We start from the raw sequence: 24,088 nt of genomic DNA on the forward strand, positions 1-24,088 counted from the left end.
TTAACGTACCTTCAGCGTTGCCAGGCCAATCAGCACCAGCATCAGTGAAATAATCCAGAAGCGCACGATCACGCGTGGTTCCGGCCAGCCTTTCAGTTCGTAGTGGTGATGAATCGGCGCCATGCGGAAAATACGCTGGCCGCGTAATTTAAACGAGCCGACCTGCAGGATAACGGACAGGGTTTCGACCACGAACACGCCGCCCATAATCACCAGCAGGAACTCCTGACGCAGCAGTACGGCGATTGTACCGAGCGCACCACCGAGGGCCAGAGAACCGACATCGCCCATGAAGACCTGGGCCGGATAGGTGTTAAACCACAGGAAGCCAAGACCGGCACCGACAATAGCGGTACAGACAACCACCAGCTCACCGGCGTGGCGCAGATAAGGAATATGCAGATATTCAGCAAATTTCACGTTACCGGTGGCCCATGCGACCAGGGCAAAGCCTGCGGCAACAAACACCGTTGGCATAATCGCCAGCCCGTCCAGACCATCGGTCAGGTTGACGGCGTTGCTGGTGCCGACGATGACGAAGTAGGTCAGCAGCAGATAGAGCAGGCCCAGCTGTGGCATCACGTCTTTAAAGAACGGCACCACCAGCTGAGTCGCAGGCGTGTCTTTACCAATCGCATACATCGCAAAGGCCACGGCCAGGGCAATAACCGACTGCCAGAAGTACTTCCAGCGGGCGATCAGGCCCTTAGTGTCTTTACGCACCACCTTGCGGTAATCATCGACGAAACCAACGGCGCCGTAGCCTACCAGCACAAACAGCACGCACCAGACGTACGGGTTCGAAGGATACGCCCATAGCAGAACGGAAATGGTGATCGAGGTCAGGATCATAATCCCGCCCATGGTCGGCGTGCCGCGCTTGCTGAAGTGCGACTCCGGGCCATCGTTACGCACCACCTGGCCAAATGACATTTCCTGCAGACGGGCAATCATCCGGGGACCCATCCACAGCGAGATAAACAGCGCGGTCAGCAGGCTGACAATGGCGCGAAACGTCAGATACGAAAAGACGTTAAAGCCAGAATATAAAGAGACCAAATGCTCGGCCAGCCAGACTAACATGCGCTTTTCTCCTGTAAGGCGCGTACGACCTGCTCCATTGCAGAACTACGCGATCCTTTGACTAATACGGTTATCTTTTGATGTTCAGAAAGCAGCGCCAGCGCGCGAGCGCTAAGTAATGCCTTATCACTAAAATGCTCCCCTACGCCGCTGGCATCGCTGATGTCATGGCTGAGGTTGCCTGTACTTAATACTTTATCGATCCCGGCCATGCGAATCGCTTCACCGACCTGACGATGGCATTCGGCGGCTTCCGCCCCCAGTTCGCCCATATCACCGACGATCATCACGCGGTAGCCCGGCATTTCACCCAGCACCTGTGCGGCCGCGGTCATGGATCCGACGTTGGCGTTGTAGCTGTCGTCCAGCAGCAGCCGATCCTCATCAAGCACAATGGGGAACAGGCGGCCCGGAACGGCCTGCAGCGAACTCAGCCCCTGACGGATGGCACTGAGCGGTGCGCCTACCGACAACGCAAGTGCCGAGGCGGCCAGCGCATTGGCAATATTGTGGCGGCCCGGCAGCGGCAGGGTGATATCAATCTCGCCCTGCGGCGTATGCAGCACGAAGAGCGTTCCACGGGTGCTGAAGCTGATGTTGCTGGCATAGAAGTCGCTGTCGGCCTGCGGCTCCGGCGAAAAGCGCCAGACGGTTTTGCCCTGAAGCGATGCCTGCCAGTGCGGCCAGTCGTTACTGTCACTATTGATAATGGCGGTGCCGTGCAGCGGCAGCCCGTTAAAGATTTCGCCTTTGGCTTTCGCTACCCCGGCCAGGGAGCCAAAGCCTTCCAGATGCGCCGCCGCCAGATTATTGACCAGCGCCGCTTCCGGGCGGGTTAATTCGGTGGTGTAAGCGATCTCACCCTGGTGGTTTGCGCCCAGTTCAATGACCGCATACTGATGTTCCGCCGTCAGGCGCAGCAGCGTCAGCGGCACGCCGATGTCATTATTCAAATTGCCTGCGGTGTACAGCGTTTCACCACACGCGCGCAGGATCGCGGCGGTCATCTCTTTCACGGAAGTTTTACCGGAGGAGCCGGTCAGCGCCACTACGCGGGCCGAAGACTGCTGGCGCACCCAGCCAGCAATGCGGCCAAGCGCGATACGCGTGTCTTCAACCACCACCTGGGCGACTTCTACTGGTAAGCGCTTACTCACCAACAGTGCCGAAGAACCGACTTTAACTGCCTCCTCCGCGAAGTCATGCGCGTCGAAGCGCTCACCCTTCAGGGCAATGAACAGGCAACCGGCGGTAATCTTACGGGTGTCGGTGGTGACGGCATCGATGGTGGCATCGTTACCGAACAGCGTTCCACCGGTGATGTCCGCCAGCTGTTTCAGGGTAAAGGCGATCATGCCACCACCCCCAGCAGACGCGCGACGGTGACCCGGTCGGAATAATCAAAGCGCTGCTGACCAATGATTTGATAATCTTCATGGCCTTTCCCCGCCACCAGCACGATATCGCCTTCCTGCGCCTGCATTACGGCGTTAGTGACCGCTTGCGCACGCCCGAGAACAACGCGGGCACGGCTCGGATCCAGCAGGCCGGTCAGTACATCGGCCACAATCGCCGCCGGATCTTCACTGCGCGGGTTGTCGTCGGTAATCACCACCACATCGGCAAACTGCTCAGCAATGGCTCCCATCAGCGGACGCTTGCCTTTATCGCGGTCGCCGCCGCAGCCGAACACGCACCACAGTTTGCCTTTACAGTGCAGGCGCGCCGCAGCCAGCGCTTTTTCCAGCGCATCCGGGGTGTGGGCGTAATCCACCACCACCGTCGGTTTGCCCGGCGCGGTAAACACTTCCATACGTCCGGTCACCGGCAGCAGTTGGTTTGCCGTTGCGGTCAGCACAGCCAGCGGATAATCCAGCGACAGCAGCGTTGCCAGCGCCACCAGCAGGTTGCTGACGTTAAAGGCGCCCATCAGGCGGCTTTCAAACTCACCGTTGCCCCAGCTGGAGGCAAACTTCACGCTCGCGCCGCCGTCGTGATAGTTCACGTCGGTCGCTTTTAGCCAGCGCCCGTGGCAGTCAGACTGCAGATTGTTTTCCATGGTCACGGCAACGGCGTCGGGAAGCTGCTGCAGCCAGCGGCGGCCAACTTCATCGTCAGCGTTGATGATCGCCTGACCAACCTGATGCTCGGAGAAAAGCAGCCATTTTGCCGCTTCGTAGCGCGCCATATCTCCGTGATAGTCGAGGTGATCGCGACTGAGGTTGGTAAATGCCGCTGCGGCAAACGGCAGTGCGGCAACGCGGTGCTGCACCAGACCGTGAGAAGAAATTTCCATAGCCGCCAGCGTCGCGCCTTTTTCCAGCAGCGACGCCAGCTGATGCTGAACGTCAACCGCCGAACCCGTGGTGTTTTCAGCGGCGGCCAGTTGGCCGTAAAGGCCGTTACCGACGGTCCCCATCACCGCACCGGTTTCGCCCAGCAGCTGTGCCCACTGTGCCAGCAGCTGGGTGGTGGTGGTTTTACCGTTGGTCCCGGTTACGCCGATAAGCTTCAGTTTCTCACCGGGCTGCTGATAGAAGCGCCCGGCCAGCGCGGACAGGCGCTGGGAAAGCTGCGACAGGTAAATTACCGGCACGCCGTGCATTTCCACTACGCTGCCGTCTTCCGCTTCACCATCCGCGTCAGCAATCACCGCCGCCACACCCTGGGCAATCGCCTGGGGGATAAAACGACGGCCATCTGCCGCATGTCCTTTAATCGCAACAAAGAGATCGCCGGAAGCCGCGACGCGGCTATCCAGTGTCATTTCATTCAGCGTGCGCGCAGGCAAACCAGCAACCCAGGGCGCCAGTAAGTCGTGCAGATTACGATCGGTCACGCGATCCCTCACTCTTATTAGTTACCATCTCGCTTTTGTCACTGGTCGGCAGCGCATCCGGCTCAACGTTCATGGTGCGCAGTACGCCACCCATAATCGCGCCAAATACCGGTGCAGAAACCGCACCACCGTAATATTTGCCGGCCTGCGGATCGTTAATCACCACCACCAGCGCAAAACGAGGGTTGCTTGCCGGTGCAACACCAGCGGTATAAGCAATGTATTTATTGACGTATTTGCCATCCGGGCCGACTTTTTTCGCCGTACCGGTTTTAATCGCAATACGATAGCCTTTGATGGCCGCCTTCACCCCGCCGCCGCCCGGCAGAGCCACGCTCTCCATCATATGCACCACGGTGCGCACGGTCGCTTCAGGGAAGACGCGTTGACCCGCGACTGGCGGGTCAACTTTGGTGATCGACAGCGGGCGATATACGCCATAGCTGCCGATGGTTGCATAGACTCGCGCTAACTGTAACGGCGTTACCATTAGCCCATAGCCGTAAGAGAAGGTGGCCCTCTCTATGTCAGACCACCGTTGTTTTTGAGGATATAAGCCACTGCTTTCTCCGACCAACCCCAAATTGGTCGCTTTGCCAAAACCAAAGCGCGCGTAAGTGTCTACCAGCGCATTGGATGGCATCGCCAGCGCCAGGCGAGAAACCCCGACGTTAGACGATTTCTGGAGCACCCCGGTCAGGGTGAGTTCACTGTAACGCGCCACATCTTTGATTTCGTGGCCGTTAATTCGATAAGGTATGGTATTCAGTACGCTGTTTTCGCGCACCACGCCACGCTGCAGCGCGGTCATCACCACCATCGGTTTCACGGTGGAGCCCGGTTCGAAGATGTCGGTAATCGCCCGGTTACGCATCACATCTTTGGTCGTACCGGCAAGATTATTCGGGTTGTACGCCGGGCTGTTGGCCATCGCCAGCACTTCACCGGTGTTCACATCGACCAGTACCGCCGTACCCGATTCGGCCTTGTTAAACGCCACCGCGTTGTTCAGCTCGCGGTACACAAGTGCCTGAAGACGTTCGTCAATACTCAGCGCCAGATTATGGGCCGCCTGACTGTCCACAGAGGAAATATCCTCAATCACCCGGCCCTTACGATCTTTACGCACCGTTCGCTCACCGGGCTGGCCGGTCAGCCACTTATCAAAGCTTTTTTCAACGCCCTCAATGCCCTGGCCATCAATGTTGGTAAAGCCAATCAGATGGGAGGTCACCTGCCCTGCCGGGTAGTAACGGCGGGATTCTTCGCGCAGATAAATACCCGGCAGCTTGAGTTTTTTGATGTAGTCGCCAATCGCCGGATTCACCTGGCGCGCCAGATAAACAAAGCGCCCGTTAGGATTGGCGTTAACGCGTGTGGCCATCTGGTCAAGAGGAATGGATAACGCATCGGAAAGCGCTTTCCAGCGGCTGTCGAGGGTGATGCCGCCCTTGTCGTGCAGTTCTTTCGGATCGGCCCAGATCGCATTAACCGGCACGCTCACCGCCAGTGGGCGGCCGGCGCGATCGCTGATCATGCCACGGGAGGTGGGGATCGCCTGCACGCGCAAGGAACGCATATCCCCTTCACGCACCAGCCGGTCAGGATTGATCACCTGCAGATAGGCAACACGCAGCAGCAGTCCGACTAACGCCAGGAAAATACCGCCGCACAGCAACGCAAAACGCCAGCTAACGAAGCTGGCCTTATCTTCCGTGCGTTTCAGTTTCTGCGTTTTGCCTGCGGCTCTCATTGAGTCCGTGTTTCCTTATTGCTGTACCACAATGTTTTCTTGAGAAGGATCAACGTGCTGCAGTTGAAGTTTCTCTGTTGCTATCCGCTCCACACGACTGTGATCGCCCAGCGCATTCTCTTCAAGGATCAGGTTGCGCCATTCAATATCCAGCGCGTCACGCTCCAGCACCAGCTGCTCGCGCTGAGCGGTCAGCAGACGCGTTTTGTGTGCGGTCGTGACGACCAGAACCGATGAAACCAGCACCGAAATCAGCAGGATCAGCGGGATCTTACCGTGGCGTAACAGGTCACCGCCGATAACGCCGGGTAAACTGTGGCGCTCATTGCCGATCATGACGCTGTTCTCTCCGCAATACGCAGAACGGAACTGCGCGCGCGTGGGTTTTCAGCGGTTTCCGCGTCACCCGGCATCATTTTCCCCAGCGCCTTCAACTGACGTCCGCCAAGGCTGCTGAGCTGCGCTTCGGTCATTGGCAGGCCGTGTGGCACCTGAGGTCCGCGACTCTGCTCGCGCATAAAGCGCTTCACGATACGATCTTCCAGCGAATGGAAGCTGATAATCGACAGACGACCGCCCGGTGCCAGCGCGCTGAGCGCCCCTTTCAGCGCCTGTTCAATCTCTTCCAGCTCGCTGTTAACCCAGATACGGATGGCCTGGAAACTGCGCGTTGCCGGATGTTTGAATTTGTCTTTCACCGGCGTGGCGGCATAAATCACATCGGCCAGCTCTTTGGTTCGGGTCATCGGTTCAAGGCGGTTACGTTCAACAATCGCCCGGGCGATGCGTTTGGCAAAGCGCTCTTCACCAAAGGTCTTCAGCACGAAGGCGATATCGCTCTCGTCAGCCTGCAGCAGCCATTCTGCCGCTGACTGACCGCGCGTTGGGTCCATACGCATATCCAGCGGCCCGTCACGCATAAACGAAAAACCGCGCTCCGCATCATCCAGCTGCGGGGACGACACGCCAAGATCGAGTAAAATCCCATCGATCTTACCGCTCAGACCGCGCTCGGCCATGTACTCCGCCAGCGCTGAAAATGGACCATGAATAATGCTGAAACGCGGATCGGTAATCTCAGCAGCGGCTGCAATAGCTTGCGGATCGCGGTCGATGGCATACAAACGTCCCTGCTCACCCAGATGGGAGAGGATCAGGCGTGAGTGCCCGCCGCGCCCGAAGGTGCCATCAATGTAGATGCCGTCAGATTTAATATTGAGGCCGTTAACCGCCTCATCCAACAGCACCGTGGTGTGATTAAAAGTATCCTGCATAGCTATAACGACAAATCCTGCAACCGCTCAGACAAAGGCTCCTGAGAGGCATGCTCTGCGTCTATATCTTCCTTGACTTGTTGATACCAGGTCTGTTCATCCCACAGCTCAAACTTGTTGAACTGTCCAACCAGCATCACTTCTTTAGTCAGTGCCGCATGCTGACGAAGGGTATTCGCCAACAGTAAACGGCCTGCACTGTCCATCTGGCATTCACTGGCATGCCCCAACAACAGGCGCTGCACGCGCCGCTCTGCCGGGATCATACTGGATAACCGAGACAGCTTTTGTTCGATAATTTCCCATTCGGGCAGCGTGTAAAGCAGCAGGCATGGCTGGTGGAGGTCAATGGTACAAACCATTTGCCCCTGAGACTCTTCGATCAGCGTATCGCGATATCGCGTTGGTACGGCAAGCCGCCCTTTGCTGTCGAGATTAACCAACGTTGCCCCGCGGAACATGCCAGTCTGCCCCTCCAGATTCCCCAAAACACCACTTTACACCACAAATTCCCACTAAAAGAGTTTACGGAGCGAAGGAAAACATTGTCAAGCCGCAGTCATGGCAGAAAGGCATTATTTCTTGGAGGAATAAAAAGCGGAGAACTTAAAAACAAACTACCTGAAGAGATATGCAGAGAATAAACTAATGAATAGTGGCAGGAAATTGGCTCGGACCGTTCAATTGCTCAAAAATATACCACTTTAAGGTCAAAGAAAATAAGTGCTCAGCTTTGCGACGCGGGCTGCATTTTAGGGCATTTCCGAGGGTTTTCCCAGCACGATGCGGCGATACAGGGACTCTTAACGCGACAGGTTCACAGGGTTATTATTATTCGCTAGCTTATATAATCAGCGGCGCAACATTTTTAGGCCCTTTTACTTATATTTACTCAATACCTATAAGATGAATCTCAAATACAAGATAATTTTTGCCAGCGAATGTGACATGTAAACAGAGTAACGCAGAGTAAATGCAGGGATATGAAAAAGGCAGCCGGGGCTGCCTTATCCAATCTGAATAGTTAGAGAGTTTTACGATTTAAGCGCCCACGGCGATAAAGATTACGCCGAATACGCGTCAGTCCGGGTTTCGGTTTACGCGGCTCATCAAGGCTGGCTAATACCAGTTCCAGAACCCGCTCCGCAACGTCACGATGCCGCTGGCCCACGGCCAGTACCGGGCATTCCAGGAAATCGAGCAGTTCGTGGTCACCGAATGTGGCGATCGCCAGATCCTGCGGCAGCCGCCCTTCAGATTTCAGCGTCACGTCCATCACCCCCTGCAACAGACCGAAGGAGGTGGTGAACAGCGCCTCCGGCATGTCGTGCGTTTCGAGGTACTTTTCAAACAGCGCCGCGGCGGCGTGACGTTCAAAACTGTTGGCATAAACGTAGTCAATCTGTCGTTCATCGCCCTTCCACGCATCGCGGAATCCCAGCTCTCGCAGGAAGCTAACCGACAGCTCCGGCAATGCACCGAGGAACAACACCGAGTTAACAGGCAGCTTGCGCAGTTCCGCCGCCAGCGCCTGGGCATCATCCTGGTCGGCACCTACCACGCTGGTAAAGTGCTCGCGGTCCAGGGCGCGGTCCAGGGCAATAATCGGTAACGGATCGTTGATCCAGCGCTGATAGAACGGATGCTCCGGCGGCAGCGACGTGGAGACTATAATCGCGTCAACCTGCCGCTGAAGCAGGTGCTCAACGCAGCGCATCTCGTTATCGGGCTGGTCTTCAGAACAGGCAATCAGCAGCTGGTAGCCGCGCTGACGCGCCTGGCGTTCCAGGTAATTCGCTATTCGGGTATAGCTGGTATTCTCCAAATCAGGAATAACCAGTCCTATTGATCGGGTACGACCGGCTCGAAGCCCCGCCGCCACCGCATTCGGATGGTAATTATGCTCACGCACCACCGCCATCACCTTCTCAACGGTTTTATCGCTGACACGATACTGCTTTGCTTTGCCGTTGATGACATAGCTTGCTGTCGTGCGTGATACACCGGCCAGGCGCGCAATTTCATCCAGTTTCACAATAACCCCACACTTCTGTCGCGTATCTGCGGCCAATAGCCACAGTACATCTATGGATAAGTCGTTTATAACATCTAACCGCAGAATAGTTTAGTGGGCAACAGCTTTTCATCAGCGGCGGGGGGAATTGAACAAAAAATAAAAAAACCCGGCATTACGCCGGGTTAGCAGACTGTCTGTAAAATCATCAGCGACGACTAGCGCATGATGCGCTCGCCGCGTGCCACGCCAACGATACCTGAACGCGCAACTTCAACAATTTCCGCAACTTCGCGTACGGTGCTGAGGAAGGCGTCGAGCTTATCGCTGGTGCCGGCAAGCTGAACCGTGTAAAGCGAAGGTGTCACATCCACGATTTGGCCACGGAATATTTCCGCGCTGCGTTTAACCTCTTCGCGGCCGTAGCCGGTCGCCTGGATTTTCACCAGCATGATCTCGCGCTCAACAAACGCGCCCTGACCCAGCTCGCTGACGCGCAGTACATCCACCAGTTTGTGCAGCTGCTTCTCAATCTGCTCCAGCACTTTTTGGTCGCCGACGGTTTGGATCGTCATACGAGAAAGGGTTGGATCGTCCGTAGGGGCAACGGTCAGGCTTTCAATGTTGTAGCCGCGCTGGGAAAACAGACCCACCACGCGGGACAATGCGCCGGATTCGTTTTCCAGCAGAACCGATAATACACGACGCATAATTATGTCCTCTCCGTTTTGCTCAGCCACATTTCATCCATAGCGCCACCGCGAATATGCATCGGGTAGACGTGCTCGGTGCCATCCACATTCACATCCACAAACACCAGACGCTCATTGCGCACCTGCTCCAGCGCCTCGGCCAGCTTCGACTCCAGCTCTTCCGGACGGTTGATGGAGATGCCCACGTGGCCGTAAGCTTCCGCCAGACGGACGAAATCAGGTAGCGATTCCATGTATGACTGTGAGTGGCGGCCAGAATAAATCATATCCTGCCACTGTTTCACCATGCCGAGGAAACGGTTGTTAAGGTTCAGCACCAGCACCGGAATGCCGTACTGTAACGCGGTTGACAGCTCCTGAATGTTCATCTGGATGCTGCCGTCACCGGTCACACACACCACGGTTTCCTGCGGCAGCGCGAGCTTCACGCCCAGCGCGGCAGGCAGGCCGAAGCCCATCGTGCCCAGACCGCCTGAGTTGATCCAGCGACGCGGTTTGTCGAACTGGTAGTAAAGCGCAGCGAACATCTGATGCTGGCCCACGTCGGAGGTGACGTAAGCATCGCCTTTCGTCAGGCGACAAATAGTTTCGATAACCGCCTGCGGCTTGATTTTATCGCTGGTGCGATCGAATTCGAGACAGTGACGCGCACGCCACTGTTCAACCTGCTGCCACCAGTCGCGCAGGCTGTCATAGTTCTGCTGCGCGTCGCTTTGCGCCAGCAGTTCCAGCATCTGCTGCAGGACCAGTTTCGCATCGCCCACAATCGGCACGTCCGCCGCCACGGTTTTGGAAATTGAAGTCGGATCGATATCAATGTGCAGCACGGTGGCATTCGGGCAGTATTTCGCCAGGTTATTGGTGGTACGGTCATCGAAGCGCACGCCGACGGCAAAGATCACGTCGGAATGGTGCATGGTCATGTTCGCTTCGTAGGTGCCGTGCATGCCCAGCATGCCCACGCACTGACGATGCGTGCCCGGGAAGGCACCGAGTCCCATCAGCGACGTCGTCACCGGCACATTAAGTTTTTCCGCCAGCTGACGCAGCTCATCATGACAGGCGGCGTTAATCACGCCACCACCCGCGTAAATTACCGGCTGCTTCGCCGCTAACAGCGTTTGCAGCGCGCGTTTAATCTGCCCTTTATGACCCTGAGTTGTCGGGTTATAAGAACGCATGCTGACCTCTTCCGGCCAGACATAAGGCAGTTTATTCGCCGGGTTCATCATATCTTTTGGCAGATCGACAACGACCGGGCCCGGACGACCGCTCGCCGCCAGCCAGAACGCCTTCTTCATGATGGTCGGGATCTCTTCGACGCTTTTCACCATAAAGCTGTGCTTCACGACAGGACGCGAAATCCCCACCATGTCGCACTCCTGGAAGGCATCGTAGCCAATCAGCGAGGACATCACCTGGCCGGAAAGGACGACCATAGGAATGGAATCCATATAGGCCGTCGCGATACCGGTAATCGCGTTGGTTGCGCCGGGACCGGAGGTGACCAGCACCACACCGACATCGCCGGTTGCGCGCGCATAACCATCCGCCATATGCACTGCGCCCTGCTCGTGGCGGACCAGGATATGGTCAACACCACCAACGGTTTGCAGAGCGTCATAAATATCAAGGACCGCTCCTCCGGGGTAGCCGAATACATGTTTTACGCCCTGATCGATTAACGATCGGACCACCATCTCGGCTCCTGACAACATCTCCATCTTTGCCTCCAGGCTTTCAAGGTACAGAGTTATCCAGCAGGTAAGCTCTCTGCCGGATAGGTTCAACACCCGTGTTTTATGCTTAGAAAATTGGAAGTCATTTCCAAAATCCAGGTACAGGGCAGAGCCCCGGTCATTTTTTTGGTTTGAGGTTATGCCGATTACCATAACCGTAGAAAACCTGGCAGGCAAACGACAAACCACACACAGGGTGCGGAAAGGGATGATTAAGGCTCTGCCCCCTGGCCTCTGCTATCGACAATAACACTGAACATAAAGCGTTATAAAAGCGGAATGTACTGCGGTTAAGTTAATTATCAGCGCGATCGTTTTGTTATTAAATCGGGGTAGGATAAAAAACACGGAGGGCCGCACTGACTGTTCGGTTTTTTTAGTTATATCTACTAAGTTTTAAACTAAAGATAATATTTTAATCCAAAAAAATCGAAACCTTCATCGTGCCCGCACGTCCAACAAAAACAAACAAACATCTTATAAATCAAAATCATAAAAATTAAAATAACGCAGTAAACCATCGCTAACCCCGTCATTTCACGGTTGAAAGTGTCTTTCAGCTGGCTATTCTTCTGACGTGCTGCCAGCCGCCAGAATATTTTCCTTAGGCCGCCGTGCGGCGCGCGCGAATAACCCCAACGAGAAAGTTGACAGCCCGCCCCCTTATCAGGTATCAATAATGTCACTTTGAATTTATGAGGTTTGAGTCAATGATTCGTTCCATCCGCCTACTCGGTCTACTACTAAACGCATCTTCGTTGCGCGGTAGACGAGTGGGCGGAATCAATCACTGATTCAGGCCTGCAAGACCTAAGAAACCCGCGCCAATGCGCGGGTTTTTTTATGCTCGCGGCCAGGCCCGACGTAATCAAGACAAGGAATTAACCCATGAGCCAACAAGTCATTATTTTCGATACCACTCTGCGCGATGGTGAGCAGGCATTACAGGCCAGCCTGAGTGTGAAAGAAAAACTGCAAATTGCCCTGGCACTGGAGCGTATGGGCGTGGATGTGATGGAGGTCGGCTTCCCGGTTTCTTCACCCGGTGATTTTGAATCCGTCCAGACGATTGCCCGTCAGATCAAGAACAGCCGCGTGTGTGGTCTGGCACGCTGTGTGGAAAAAGATATCGACGCAGCCTACGAAGCGCTGCGCGTGGCAGAGGCCTATCGTATTCACACCTTCCTGGCGACCTCGCCTATGCACATCGCCACGAAACTGCGCAGCACCCTGCCGGAAGTGATTGAGCGCGCGGTGAAGATGGTTAAGCGTGCGCGTAACTATACCGATGATGTTGAGTTCTCCTGCGAAGACGGCGGACGTACGCCAATCGACGATTTGTGCCGTGTGGTGGAAGCCGCGATTAACGCCGGAGCCACCACCATCAACATCCCGGACACCGTCGGTTATACCCTGCCTTACGAATACGCCAACATCTTCACCCAGCTGCGCGAGCGCGTGCCGAATATCGACAAAGCGATCCTGTCCGTACACACCCATGACGATTTGGGCATGGCCGTCGGCAACGCGCTGGCCGCCGTCAATGCCGGCGCGCGCCAGATTGAAGGCGCAATGAACGGTTTAGGCGAACGTGCCGGTAACTGCGCGCTGGAAGAGACCATCATGGCGATTAAAACCCGCGGCCAGTTGATGAACGTGCATACCCGCATTAACCACCAGGAAATCTATCGCACCTGCCAGACCGTCAGCCAGATTTGCAACATGCCCATCCCGGCGCATAAAGCGGTAATCGGTTCCAATGCCTTCGCTCACTCCTCCGGTATCCACCAGGACGGCGTGCTGAAAAACCGTGAAAACTACGAGATCCTGACCCCGGAATCTATTGGCCTGAAGCAGGTACAGTTAAATCTGACCTCACGCTCTGGTCGTGCAGCCGTGAAGCACCGTATGGAAGAGATGGGCTACAGCGAATCGGATTATAATCTGGATACGCTGTACGAAGATTTCAAAGCGCTGGCGGATAAGAAAGGCCAGGTGTTTGACTACGATCTGGAAGCCATGGCGTTTATCAACAAACAGTCGGAAGAGCCGGAGTTCTTCTCGCTGGACACCTTCAACGTGCAGTCCGGTTCCAGCGTGATCGCTACCGCCACCGTGCAGCTGCTGTGTGGCGAAGAGCAGAAAACCGAAGCGGCAACGGGCAACGGCCCGGTCGATGCGGTATACCAGGCCATCAACCGCATTACCGATTTTGACGCCGAGCTGATTAACTATCAGCTGACCGCAAAAGGTCACGGCAAAGACGCGCTGGGCCAGGTGGACATCGTGGTGAAATATAATGGACGCAAATTCCACGGCATTGGTCTGGCGACCGATATCGTCGAATCTTCCGCTAAAGCCATGGTACATGCGCTGAACAATATCTGGCGTGCCCGCCAGGTCGAGCAGGAACTGCAACGTAAATCGACTCAACAGGATCAAAAGGAAACCGTGTAATCATGTCCAGAACCTATCATCTCGCTGTATTACCCGGTGACGGCATCGGTCCCGAAGTGATGGCCCAGGCAGGCAAAGTCCTGGAAGCGATTCGCCAGCGCTTCGGCCTGCGCATTACCACCAGCGAATATGACGTTGGCGGCATCGCCATCGACCGCCATGGCGTGCCGTTGCCGGAAGCCACGGTTAAAGGCTGCGAGCAGGCGGATGCGATCCTGTTTGGTTCCGTGGGTGGCCCGAAGTGGGAACATCTGCCACCGGCCGAGCAGCCTGAGCGCGGTGCGCTGCTGCCGCTGCGTAAGCACTTCAAGCTGTTTAGCAACCTGCGACCGGCCAGCCTGTACCAGGGTCTGGAAGAGTTCTGCCCGCTGCGCCGCGATATTGCCGACAAAGGGTTTGATATTCTGGTGGTGCGTGAACTGACCGGAGGCATCTACTTCGGCCAGCCGAAAGGCCGTGAAGGCAGCGGTATGCACGAGCGCGCCTTCGACACCGAGGTGTATCATCGCTTTGAGATCGAGCGTATTGCGCGTATCGCCTTCGAGTCAGCGCGCAAGCGCCGCAAGAAAGTGACCTCAATCGATAAAGCCAACGTGCTGCAGTCTTCGATCCTCTGGCGTCAGATCGTCACCGAAGTCGCTCAGGACTACCCGGACGTTGAGCTGAGCCATATGTATATCGACAACGCCACCATGCAGCTGATCAAAGCGCCGTCGCAGTTCGACGTGATGCTGTGTTCCAACCTGTTTGGCGACATTCTTTCCGATGAGTGCGCGATGATCACCGGCTCGATGGGTATGCTGCCGTCAGCCAGCCTGAACGAACAGGGCTTTGGCCTGTTTGAACCGGCGGGGGGTTCAGCGCCGGATATTGCCGGTAAAAATATCGCTAACCCGATCGCCCAAATCCTGTCGCTGGCGCTACTGCTGCGCTACAGCCTGGATGCAGGCAATGCCGCTGAAGCCATTGAGCAGGCCATCAGCCGGGCGCTGGAAGAAGGTTATCGCACCGGTGACTTAGCCGGCAACGGCAAGGCAATCGGCACCGATGAAATGGGCGACATCATTGCCCAGTTTATTCGCGAAGCATAATTATGAAAACACTGTACGAGAAGCTGTTTGATGCGCATGTCGTGCACGATGCACCCAATGAAACACCGTTGATTTATATCGACCGTCACCTCGTTCATGAGGTGACGTCAGCGCAGGCCTTTGACGGCCTGCGCGCACACGGACGCCCGGTGCGCCAGCCGTCAAAAACCTTCGCCACCATGGACCATAACGTTTCTACCCAGAGCCGGGATATTAACGCCAGTGGTGAAATGGCGCGAATTCAGATGTCGATGCTGATCAAAAACTGTGAGGCCTTTGGCGTGCAGCTGTTCGATCTCAGCCATCAGTTTCAGGGTATCGTTCACGTGATGGGTCCGGAACAGGGCCTGTCGCTGCCGGGTATGACTATCGTCTGCGGTGATTCCCACACATCTACTCACGGTGCGCTGGGCGCGCTGGCGTTTGGTATCGGCACCTCCGAAGTGGAACACGTGCTGGCAACGCAGACGCTGAAGCAGGCGCGGGCGAAAACCATGAAGGTGGAAGTTCGCGGCAAAACGGCACCGGGGATCACCGCCAAAGACATCGCGCTGGCGATTATCGGTAAAACCGGCAGCGGCGGCGGTAACGGCCATGTGGTGGAGTTCTGCGGTGAGGCGGTGGCGGCGCTGAGCATGGAAGGTCGTATGACCCTGTGCAACATGGCGATTGAGCTGGGTGCGAAAGCGGGCCTGGTTGCGCCGGATGACACCACCTTTAACTACGTTAAGGGCCGCCGTTTTGCGCCAAAAGATGACCAGTGGCAGCAGGCAGTCGACTACTGGCGTACGCTGAAGTCTGATGACGGCGCGCACTTTGATAAAGTGGTGACGCTGGAAGCGGCAGACATCGCGCCGCAGGTCACCTGGGGAACCAATCCCGGACAGGTGATTGCCGTTAGCGATCCCATTCCCGACCCGTTTTCATTCAGCGATCCGGTGGAGCGCGCCTCCGCCGAAAAAGCGCTGGCCTATATGGATCTGAAACCCGGTATTCGCCTGACCGATGTGCGCATCGATAAAGTCTTTATCGGCTCCTGCACCAACTCGCGGATTGAAGATCTGCGCGCGGCAGCGGCAGTAGTTAAAGGCCATAAAATTGCCGAGGGCGTGCAGGGTTATGTAGTCCCGGGTTCCGGCCCGGTGAAAGCGCAGGCGGAAGCGGAAGGGCTGGATAAGATCTTTATTGATGCTGGTTTTGAGTGGCGTTTGCCGGGCTGCTCAATGTGTCTGGCGATGAACAACGATCGCTTAAGCCCTGGAGAACGTTGCGCATCCACCAGCAACCGTAACTTTGAAGGCCGACAGGGCCGCGGCGGGCGCACGCATCTGGTCAGCCCCGCAATGGCCGCTGCAGCAGCAGTAGCCGGTCACTTTGCAGATATCCGCGAGCTGGCGTAAGGAATAAATATGGCAAAGAAATTTACCCAACATACCGGCGTGGCGGTGCCAATGGATCTGGCCAACGTCGATACCGATGCGATTATCCCTAAGCAGTTCCTGCAGATGGTGACGCGTACCGGTTTTGGCCGCAATCTGTTTTTCGACTGGCGCTACAGCGATGCCGAAGGCACGATTGATAACCCGGATTTCATCCTGAACAAGCCGGAGTTCAGCGGTGCCAGCATTATGCTGACCCGCGAAAACTTCGGCTGCGGTTCATCGCGCGAGCATGCGCCCTGGGCGCTGACCGATTACGGTATTCAGGCGATTGTCGGCTCTGATTTTGCCGATATTTTTGCCAACAACTCCTTCAACAATCAGCTGCTGCTGGTGTCGCTGGCGGAAGACGAAGTGGATGAGCTGTTCCGTATGGTCGCCGCCGATCCGGGGATGCAGATCACCGTCGATCTGGAGAATCAGCAGGTGCGGGCGGGCAGCAAGGCGTATCGTTTTGAGATCGACAGTTTCCGCCGTCACTGTTTGCTGAACGGTCTGGATGCGATCGGCCTGACGTTACAGCACGATGCGGCGATCGGGGCTTACGAAGAAAAGCAGCCGGTGTTTTTACGCTGATTGCAGTTTGGGTTTGAGATCGCGGATAGCCTGATGTCTGGCGTATCGGTGTGGGATTTGGGGTTGCTGCTTGTTGAGAGCCTGGCTTATCGGTGTGGGCCGGGTTCGCCGACTCGGCGTGAATACGTCCATGTAGCCTCGACGGGCGCGTCCATGCGCCCGACGGTCTGCGAACCCGGCCCACACCGATTGCCTGTAAACAAATTCGTTGCTGTTCGTTAAAAACCGATGTTTCCCGCAGCAACACCATTGCCTGAAAGGCTGAACGTTACGGGACAGGTTAGCCGGGTGTCTGCCGCAGGGATGCGGCAGCCAAGCCTCCAGGGAGGATTTACGGCGACCCGGCGATCTGCCCTTAACGGTCAGCCCGGGCGCCGAGTTCACAGCGTTGTCATCCAACAGCAATACCGCTGCCTGAAAGGCCGAACGTTACGGGACAGGTTAGCCGGGTGTCTGCCGCAGGGATGCGGCAGCCAAGCCTCCAGGGAGGATTTACGGCGACCCGGCGATCTGCCCTTAACGGTCAGCCCGGGCGCCGAACATGCAGCTAGCTACCGCGTTATACCGCCCGCGCTTCCCGAATCCGCCACGACAGCGCAAACGACACCAGCACCAGAGCAAACGCCAGCATATACACCGCGTGATGGCCAAAGTTTTCAGCCACCGTCCCCTGGAAAATCCCGGCCAGAATCACCCCGGTCGAAATACTGTTAGTGAACAGCGTAGTCGCCGCCCCAGGCCGCCCCGGCATTAAATCCTGGAACCAGATCATCCCAATCCCGGCGATAATGCCGATAAATACCGCGTTAAAGAGCTGTAAAACCATCAGCGCCGCGCGATTCTGCAACAGCACCAGTCCGAGGTAGAACAGCGCGCCGCAGCCAACCGCCAGCAGCATCATCCTGCGCTTACCGGTCCGCCTGACATAGCGCCCGGCAAGCAGCATCACCGGGATCTCCAGCCCGGCGGCGGTGCCCATCAGTAACCCCGCCAGCGAGTCCGGCAGGCCCAGCGTACTGCTGATATACAGCGGCATATCAATGATATACATACTGTTGCAGGACCACATCAGCACCGAAGCGATAAACAACAACCGGACATCGCTGTTCTTTAATCCGCTAACCTCAGTCAGCGGCGTGGCCGTGGTCGGCAGCGCTCTGGGTACCGACGGCAGGGTAAACCAGATCATCGCAATGCAGACCACAAACAGCAGCGCGGCAATACTGAACATCAGTGTGAAACCAAAGTTCAGTACCAGCGAAAACGAGAGAGGCGGCCCGATGACCCACGCGAGCGACATCTGCGCACGCATCACCGAGCTGAACATGACCGCTTCGCGTGCCGAACTGTCGGCGTACTCACGCGCCAGAGCAAAAATCTGCGGCATCGCCACGCTGGCGATCGCGGAAAGCAGCACGCCAAGCGTAATCAGCGTCAGGTAGTGGCGGTTAAACGCAAACAGCACGGCGTTCCCCACCGCAATCGCGCAGCAAAACAGAATCAGCATACGGCGATCGCCGCGATTATCGGAACGCTTCGCCAGCAGCAGGCTGACCACAATCCCCGCCACCGCATTCACCGTATAAAACAGCCCGACCCAGAACGGCCGCACGTCAACTTCACGGCTAAGGAACAGGCTCAGCGTCGGTGCCTGCAGCGCACCCGCAATGCCGACCATAAACGTAATCGCCATAAACGCCAGATAGACCGGATTAAAACGATGACGCGCCAACAGCGATTTCATAGCAATGCCTCACTGGCATAAAAAGGGAGGAAATAATGCAAAAGCTTAGAAGAGAAACGACGAAAAAAGCCAGCGACATTTTTGCCCGCTGGCTGGTGAACAGCACCATACTCAGAAATCAGTGACCTCAGCCACTAAAGATGGCTTAGCGCCACTCCGTAGAGTGCCTCCCGCTCTTCCATCTGCTGCCATTATCGCCATAATATACGGCAGGAAAAACTGACCGCTTTCACTACGGAGTTCCTCTTTTATGTCCTCACCGCGTTTGCAGCAGCAATTTATCCGCCTCTGGCAATACTGCGACGGCCAGCCGCAGGAGACCACCCTTAACGATCTGGCGGTGCGGCTCAGCTGCTCGCGGCGCCACATGCGTAATCTGCTGAATGCGATGCAGGAAGCGGGCTGGCTGGAGTGGCAGGCGGAAGCCGGGCGCGGTAAGCGTTCGCGACTCAGTTTTCTGTACACCGGGCTGGCCCTGCAGCAGCAGCGCGCGGAGGATCTGCTTGAGCAGGACCGCATCGATCAGCTGGTGCAGTTAGTGGGAGATAAAAACCGCGTGCGGCAGATGCTGCTCTCCCATCTGGGTCGCAGCTTCCGACAGGGCAAACATATCCTGCGCGTCCTTTACTACCGTCCTCTGCTTAACCTGCTGCCGGGCACGCCGCTGCGGCGATCGGAAACCCACCTGGCCCGCCAGATTTTCAGCGGCCTGGCGCGAATAAATGAGGAAAACGGGGAAGCCGAACCCGATATCGCCCACCACTGGCAGCAGCTGACCCCACTGCACTGGCGGTTTTTCCTGCGCCCGGCGATCCGTTTTCACCACGGGCGCGAGCTGGATATGGAAGACGTTATCGCCAGTCTGCAGCGCTTAAAGGATCAGCCGCTGTTCAGTCACTTTGCTCATATTGAATCCAAAACGCCCTGGACGCTGGATATTCACCTAAAGCACCCGGACAGCTGGATCCCCTGGCTGCTGGCCAGCGTCAGCGCAATGATCCTGCCGAAGGAGTGGCCGTTTATGCGCAATTTCGCCCGCCAGCCGACGGGAACCGGCCCGTATGCCGTTGAGCACAACCAGCAAAGCCAGCTGCGCATCAGCGCCTTCGACGACTATTTTGGCTACCGCGCGCTGATTGATGAGGTCAATATTTGGGTGCTGCCGGAGATCAGCGACGAGCTGGTTTACTCGGGCGTGAAGCTGCAAAGCGACGACACCGATGAACATCCCCAGGAGAGTCGGCTGGAGGAAGGCTGCTATTTCCTGCTGTTCGACCAGCGTTCCACACTGGGCAGTAACGAAGCCGTCCGCCGCTGGCTCAGCGCGATCTTCAACCCGATTACCCTGCTTAACCACAGCGGCATCGCCTATCAGCGCTACTGGTTCCCGGCCTGGGGACTGCTGCCGCGCTGGCACCATCGCCACGATACGGACATTGCCGAGAAGCCCGAGGGACTGGATTCGCTGACGATTACCTGGTACAGCGACCAGATTGAACATCAGGGCATTGCCAACGCGCTGGGGCCCATTCTTGCTGCCCACGGCGTGGAATTGATAACGCAGGAACTGGACTATGAGAGCTGGTATCAGGGTAATGCCGACAGTGATATCTGGCTGGGCAGCGCCAACTTTACGCTGCCGCTGGAGTTTTCGCTGTTCTCACTGCTGTACGAAATGCCGCTGATGCACCACTGCGTCCCTATCGACTGGCAGCAGGATGCGCAGCAGTGGCGGGAGCAGAAGCTGCCGCTGGCCGAGTGGAGTAAACGGCTGATCGACAACCATTATCTGCATCCCCTGTTCCATCACTGGCTGCAGCTGCATGGCCAGCGCAGCATGCGCGGCGTGAGAATGAACACGCTGGGCTGGTTCGATTTCAAATCCGCCTGGTTTGCACCGCCGGACGAGTCATGAAAGCTTTCGTTAGCGGAGTGAACTCACTAGAATAGGCCGTTCTCAACGGGGTGCGGATGACCTGCTGCGCAACAGCAGAGTGATACCGCTGAGAGAAAACCCGTCGAACCTGATCCGGCTCATACCGGCGTAGGGATTTGAGAGTGCCGTCTGCTCAGATCCTTTGCGCATCTTCTTTTCAAGGAACGCAAAGTGTTAAAAAAAATCTTACCTCTGCTAATGCTGTTCTCGCTGCCCGCCGCAGCCGCGAAAGACGCGCTGACCGTCTATACCTACGATTCATTCTCCGCCGACTGGGGCCCCGGCCCGGCGGTCAAAAAAGCCTTTGAGGCGCAGTGCAACTGCGAGCTGAAGTTTGTCGCGCTGGCGGATGGCGTGTCGTTGCTGAACCGCCTACGGATGGAAGGCAAAAACAGCCAGGCCGACGTGGTGCTGGGGCTGGACAATAACCTGCTCGATGCGGCAGAAAAAACCGGCCTGTTTGCCGCCAGTAAGGTCAATACCGATAGCAGCAGCGTTCCCGGCGGCTGGAAAAACAGCACCTTCGTCCCCTTTGACTACGGCTGGTTTGCCTTCGTCTACGACAAAACCCGGCTGCAAAACCCGCCGAAAAGCCTGAAGGAACTGGTCGAGAGCGACCGTCCGCTGAAAGTGATTTATCAAGATCCACGCACCAGCACGCCGGGCCTGGGCCTGCTGCTGTGGATGCAGAAGGTGTATGGCGAACAGGCTCCGGCAGCCTGGCAGAAGTTGGCGCAGAAAACGGTAACCGTCACCAAGGGCTGGAGCGAAGCCTACGGCCTGTTCCTAAAGGGCGAAAGCGATATGGTGCTCAGCTACACCACCTCCCCCGCCTATCATCTGATTGAAGAGAAGAAAGACCAGTACGCCGCCGCCAACTTCAGCGAAGGCCACTATCTGCAGGTGGAAGTGGCCGGTCAGCTCAAGGCCAGTAAACAGCCTAAGCTTGCGCAGGAATTTATGCAGTTCCTGCTGACTCCGGCGTTCCAGAACACCATTGCCACCGGCAACTGGATGTATCCGGCGATCAAAACCACCCTGCCTGCCGGTTTTGATACGCTCACCGTTCCGGCGACCACGCTGCAGTACAGCCCGCAGGATGTGGCCAGCCAGCGCAGCCAGTGGATTAGTGAATGGCAACGCGCCGTCAGCCGCTGATCCCCGGCTGGCTAATCCCGGGCGGCCTGACGGCGCTGCTGCTGGCCGGGATCGCCCTGCTGGCGTTTCTGTCGCTGTGGTTTAACGCGCCGGAGAGCGACTGGCGTAGCACTCTGTCAGACAGCTATCTCTGGCACGTGCTGCGCTTTTCGTTCTGGCAGGCGCTGCTCTCCGCCCTGCTGTCGGTGCTGCCCGCCATCCCGCTGGCTCGCGCACTCTATCGCCGCCGCTTCCCCGGCCGCAGCAGCCTTCTGCGCCTGTGCGCCATGACTCTGGTGCTGCCGGTGCTGGTCGCCGTCTTTGGCATCCTCAGCGTGTATGGCCGCAGCGGCTGGCTGGCACAGTTCTGTGCGCTGATCGGCATTGACTACGCCTTTACCCCGTATGGCCTGCAGGGCATTCTGCTGGCGCATATCTTCTTTAACCTGCCCCTGGCCAGTCGGCTGTTGCTACAGGCGCTGCAGCAAATACCCGGTGAACAGCGGCAGGTCGCGGCCCAGCTCGGCCTGCGCGGCTGGGCACACTTTCGCATTGTGGAATGGCCGTGGCTGCGTCGACAGATCCTGCCCGCCGGTGCGCTGATTTTCATGCTGTGTTTCGCCAGTTTTGCCACCGTGCTGTCGCTGGGCGGCGGACCGCGCGCCACCACCATCGAACTGGCCATTTTCCAGGCGTTGAGCTTTGATTACGATCCCGGCCGGGCCGCGCTGCTGGCGCTGCTGCAAATGATCTGCTGCCTGGGGCTGGTGCTGCTCAGTCAGCGGCTGAACAAGGCGATGCCGGCGGGAAGCGACAGCCTTGGCGGCTGGCGGAATCCGGAAGACAGCCGCCGCGCCAGGCTGCTCGACGGACTGATGATTACACTCGCGCTACTGCTGATCCTGCCGCCGCTGCTGGCGGTCGTCGTTGACGGACTGCGCCAGGGCATGAGCGGCGTGCTGGTGCAGCCCACGCTCTGGCAGGCAACGTTTACTTCACTGCGCATTGCGCTGGGTGCCGGGCTGCTGAGCGTGATGCTGACGGTAATGCTGTTGTGGAGCAGCCGTGAACTGCGCCTGCGCCAGCATACGCGCTGGGGGCAGACGCTGGAGCTGAGCGGGATGCTGATCCTCGCCATGCCCGGCATCGTGCTGGCGACCGGATTCTTCCTGCTGCTGAACGCCACGGTAGGCCTGCCGCAGTCGGCGGACGGCATCGTCATTTTTACCAACGCGCTGATGGCCATTCCCTACGCGATGAAGGTACTGGAAAATCCGCTACGCGACATCGCCGAACGCTACAACCGCCTGTGCCTGTCGCTGGATATTCGCGGCTGGAACCGGCTGCGGCTGATTGAGCTGCGCGCGCTGAAGCGGCCGCTGGCCCAGGCGCTGGCGTTTGCCTGCGTGCTGTCGATTGGTGATTTTGGCGTGGTGGCGCTGTTCGGGAATGAAAGCTTCCGTACGCTGCCGTTTTATCTTCATCAGCAGATTGGCTCATACCGCAGCAGCGAAGGCGCGGTCACCGCGCTGCTGTTGCTGCTGCTCTGCTTCCTGTTATTCACCCTGATTGAAAAACTGCCGGGGCGCCATGCTAAGCCTGACTAATCTGACCTATCTCTACAACCATCTGCCAATGCGCTTTACCTTCAGCGCGCAGGCCGGTGAACGGCTGGCGATCCTCGGCCCCAGCGGCGCGGGGAAAAGTACGCTGCTCAGCCTGATTGCCGGTTTTCTGCCGGCCAGCAGCGGCAGCCTGCTGCTGGATGGTCAGGATCACCGTGATTCTCCCCCGGCCAGGCGCCCGGTATCGATGCTGTTTCAGGAGAACAATCTTTTCCCACATTTGACGGTAGCGCAAAATATCGGGCTGGGGCTGCATCCGGGGCTAAAGCTAAGCCACCAGCAAAAGCAGGTTCTGCAGGAGATTACCCGCCGCGTCGGGCTGGAAGAGCAGCTACAGCGCCTGCCGCATCAGCTCTCCGGCGGCCAGCGTCAGCGCGCCGCCCTCGCCCGCAGCCTGGTCAGGCAGCAACCGATCCTGCTGCTGGATGAGCCCTTCTCGGCGCTCGACCCGGCGCTGCGTAAGGAGATGCTGGAACTGGTGGATGAGGTGTGCAGCGAGCGCACTATCACGCTGCTGATGGTGTCGCACAGCATTGAAGATGCGGCGCGCATCGCCCCGCGCAGCCTGCTGATTGTTGACGGCAGGGTTTACTGGGACGGCAGCACCGCGCAGTTACAGCAGGGCGAAGTCGATGAAGCAGGGATTCTGGGGATTACGCGTCGTTAAT

20 protein-coding genes and 1 riboswitch are annotated in these 24,088 nt (G+C 57.3%); of the genes, 9 read left to right on the forward strand and 11 right to left on the reverse strand.

Going from position 1 to position 24,088, the window contains the following annotated elements:
• From mraY to ilvI, 10 genes are all read right to left on the reverse strand, one after another.
• Complete coding sequence (gene mraY, locus EC836_RS22345) at positions 1 to 1,083, reverse strand: phospho-N-acetylmuramoyl-pentapeptide-transferase (RefSeq protein ID WP_123337244.1); 1,083 nt, start codon at positions 1,081 to 1,083, stop codon at positions 1 to 3.
• Positions 1,077 to 2,438 (reverse strand): UDP-N-acetylmuramoyl-tripeptide--D-alanyl-D-alanine ligase, encoded by a 1,362-nt coding sequence (murF, locus tag EC836_RS22350; RefSeq protein ID WP_123337246.1) that lies wholly within the window; start codon positions 2,436 to 2,438, stop codon positions 1,077 to 1,079. The genes mraY and murF overlap by 7 nt, the downstream gene beginning before the upstream one ends.
• Entirely contained in the window at positions 2,435 to 3,922 is a 1,488-nt protein-coding gene (gene murE / locus EC836_RS22355; protein WP_123337248.1) for a UDP-N-acetylmuramoyl-L-alanyl-D-glutamate--2,6-diaminopimelate ligase, read from the reverse strand. The genes murF and murE overlap by 4 nt, the downstream gene beginning before the upstream one ends.
• Positions 3,909 to 5,675 carry a peptidoglycan glycosyltransferase FtsI gene (locus EC836_RS22360; RefSeq protein WP_123337250.1) on the reverse strand — a complete coding sequence of 589 codons (1,767 nt, stop codon included), beginning with the start codon at positions 5,673 to 5,675 and terminating at the stop codon, positions 3,909 to 3,911. The genes murE and EC836_RS22360 overlap by 14 nt, the downstream gene beginning before the upstream one ends.
• A 15-nt stretch (positions 5,676 to 5,690) precedes the next feature.
• Positions 5,691 to 6,011, reverse strand: a complete 321-nt coding sequence (gene ftsL / locus EC836_RS22365; RefSeq protein WP_105595345.1) for a cell division protein FtsL — start codon at positions 6,009 to 6,011, stop codon at positions 5,691 to 5,693.
• Positions 6,008 to 6,949, reverse strand: coding sequence for a 16S rRNA (cytosine(1402)-N(4))-methyltransferase RsmH (gene rsmH, locus EC836_RS22370; protein ID WP_123337252.1), 942 nt, complete (start codon positions 6,947 to 6,949; stop codon positions 6,008 to 6,010). The genes ftsL and rsmH overlap by 4 nt, the downstream gene beginning before the upstream one ends.
• A 2-nt stretch (positions 6,950 to 6,951) precedes the next feature.
• On the reverse strand, positions 6,952 to 7,410 hold the full coding sequence (gene mraZ, locus EC836_RS22375) for a division/cell wall cluster transcriptional repressor MraZ (protein ID WP_123337254.1): 459 nt from the start codon (positions 7,408 to 7,410) through the stop codon (positions 6,952 to 6,954).
• A gap of 563 nt (positions 7,411 to 7,973) precedes the next feature.
• Positions 7,974 to 8,984 carry a catabolite repressor/activator gene (gene cra / locus EC836_RS22385; protein ID WP_123337258.1) on the reverse strand — a complete coding sequence of 337 codons (1,011 nt, stop codon included), beginning with the start codon at positions 8,982 to 8,984 and terminating at the stop codon, positions 7,974 to 7,976.
• Positions 8,985 to 9,181: 197 nt separating this feature from the next.
• Positions 9,182 to 9,673: an acetolactate synthase small subunit gene (ilvN, locus tag EC836_RS22390; RefSeq protein WP_123337260.1), complete on the reverse strand. Its 492-nt coding sequence runs from the start codon at positions 9,671 to 9,673 to the stop codon at positions 9,182 to 9,184.
• A 2-nt stretch (positions 9,674 to 9,675) separates the two neighbouring features.
• Positions 9,676 to 11,400 carry an acetolactate synthase 3 large subunit gene (gene ilvI, locus EC836_RS22395; RefSeq protein WP_123337262.1) on the reverse strand — a complete coding sequence of 575 codons (1,725 nt, stop codon included), beginning with the start codon at positions 11,398 to 11,400 and terminating at the stop codon, positions 9,676 to 9,678.
• Between the two features lie 725 nt (positions 11,401 to 12,125).
• On the opposite strand from ilvI, the gene leuL reads away from it, so the two are divergent.
• From leuL to leuD, 5 genes are all read left to right on the forward strand, one after another.
• Positions 12,126 to 12,209, forward strand: coding sequence for a leu operon leader peptide (gene leuL / locus EC836_RS25170; RefSeq protein ID WP_105595400.1), 84 nt, complete (start codon positions 12,126 to 12,128; stop codon positions 12,207 to 12,209).
• A gap of 94 nt (positions 12,210 to 12,303) precedes the next feature.
• On the forward strand, positions 12,304 to 13,872 hold the full coding sequence (leuA, locus tag EC836_RS22405; protein WP_123337264.1) for a 2-isopropylmalate synthase: 1,569 nt from the start codon (positions 12,304 to 12,306) through the stop codon (positions 13,870 to 13,872).
• A gap of 2 nt (positions 13,873 to 13,874) precedes the next feature.
• On the forward strand, positions 13,875 to 14,963 hold the full coding sequence (leuB, locus tag EC836_RS22410; protein WP_123337266.1) for a 3-isopropylmalate dehydrogenase: 1,089 nt from the start codon (positions 13,875 to 13,877) through the stop codon (positions 14,961 to 14,963).
• Positions 14,963 to 16,363 carry a 3-isopropylmalate dehydratase large subunit gene (gene leuC, locus EC836_RS22415; protein WP_199735266.1) on the forward strand — a complete coding sequence of 467 codons (1,401 nt, stop codon included), beginning with the start codon at positions 14,963 to 14,965 and terminating at the stop codon, positions 16,361 to 16,363. Before leuB ends, leuC begins: the two co-directional genes overlap by 1 nt.
• Positions 16,364 to 16,372: 9 nt before the next feature.
• Positions 16,373 to 16,978, forward strand: a complete 606-nt coding sequence (gene leuD / locus EC836_RS22420) for a 3-isopropylmalate dehydratase small subunit (protein ID WP_123337270.1) — start codon at positions 16,373 to 16,375, stop codon at positions 16,976 to 16,978.
• Between the two features lie 559 nt (positions 16,979 to 17,537).
• Here leuD and EC836_RS22425 read toward each other — a convergent pair.
• Positions 17,538 to 18,722, reverse strand: coding sequence for an MFS transporter (locus EC836_RS22425; RefSeq protein WP_123337272.1), 1,185 nt, complete (start codon positions 18,720 to 18,722; stop codon positions 17,538 to 17,540).
• A gap of 250 nt (positions 18,723 to 18,972) precedes the next feature.
• Between EC836_RS22425 and sgrR the strand changes: the two genes are divergently transcribed.
• The 4 genes from sgrR to thiQ all read left to right on the forward strand — a co-directional run bounded on the left by sgrR (position 18,973) and on the right by thiQ (position 24,087).
• Positions 18,973 to 20,637 (forward strand): HTH-type transcriptional regulator SgrR, encoded by a 1,665-nt coding sequence (gene sgrR / locus EC836_RS22430; RefSeq protein ID WP_123337274.1) that lies wholly within the window; start codon positions 18,973 to 18,975, stop codon positions 20,635 to 20,637.
• Between the two features lie 36 nt (positions 20,638 to 20,673).
• Positions 20,674 to 20,791: riboswitch (TPP riboswitch) on the forward strand.
• A 38-nt stretch (positions 20,792 to 20,829) separates the two neighbouring features.
• Complete coding sequence (thiB, locus tag EC836_RS22435; protein WP_123337276.1) at positions 20,830 to 21,816, forward strand: thiamine ABC transporter substrate binding subunit; 987 nt, start codon at positions 20,830 to 20,832, stop codon at positions 21,814 to 21,816.
• On the forward strand, positions 21,792 to 23,402 hold the full coding sequence (gene thiP, locus EC836_RS22440) for a thiamine/thiamine pyrophosphate ABC transporter permease ThiP (protein WP_123337279.1): 1,611 nt from the start codon (positions 21,792 to 21,794) through the stop codon (positions 23,400 to 23,402). Before thiB ends, thiP begins: the two co-directional genes overlap by 25 nt.
• Positions 23,386 to 24,087 (forward strand): thiamine ABC transporter ATP-binding protein ThiQ, encoded by a 702-nt coding sequence (gene thiQ, locus EC836_RS22445; protein WP_123337281.1) that lies wholly within the window; start codon positions 23,386 to 23,388, stop codon positions 24,085 to 24,087. Before thiP ends, thiQ begins: the two co-directional genes overlap by 17 nt.
• The last annotated feature ends 1 nt before the right edge of the window (position 24,088 follow it).

This window comes from Erwinia sp. JUb26 (assembly GCF_003751505.1).
Classification (GTDB): Bacteria; Pseudomonadota; Gammaproteobacteria; order Enterobacterales; family Enterobacteriaceae; genus Erwinia.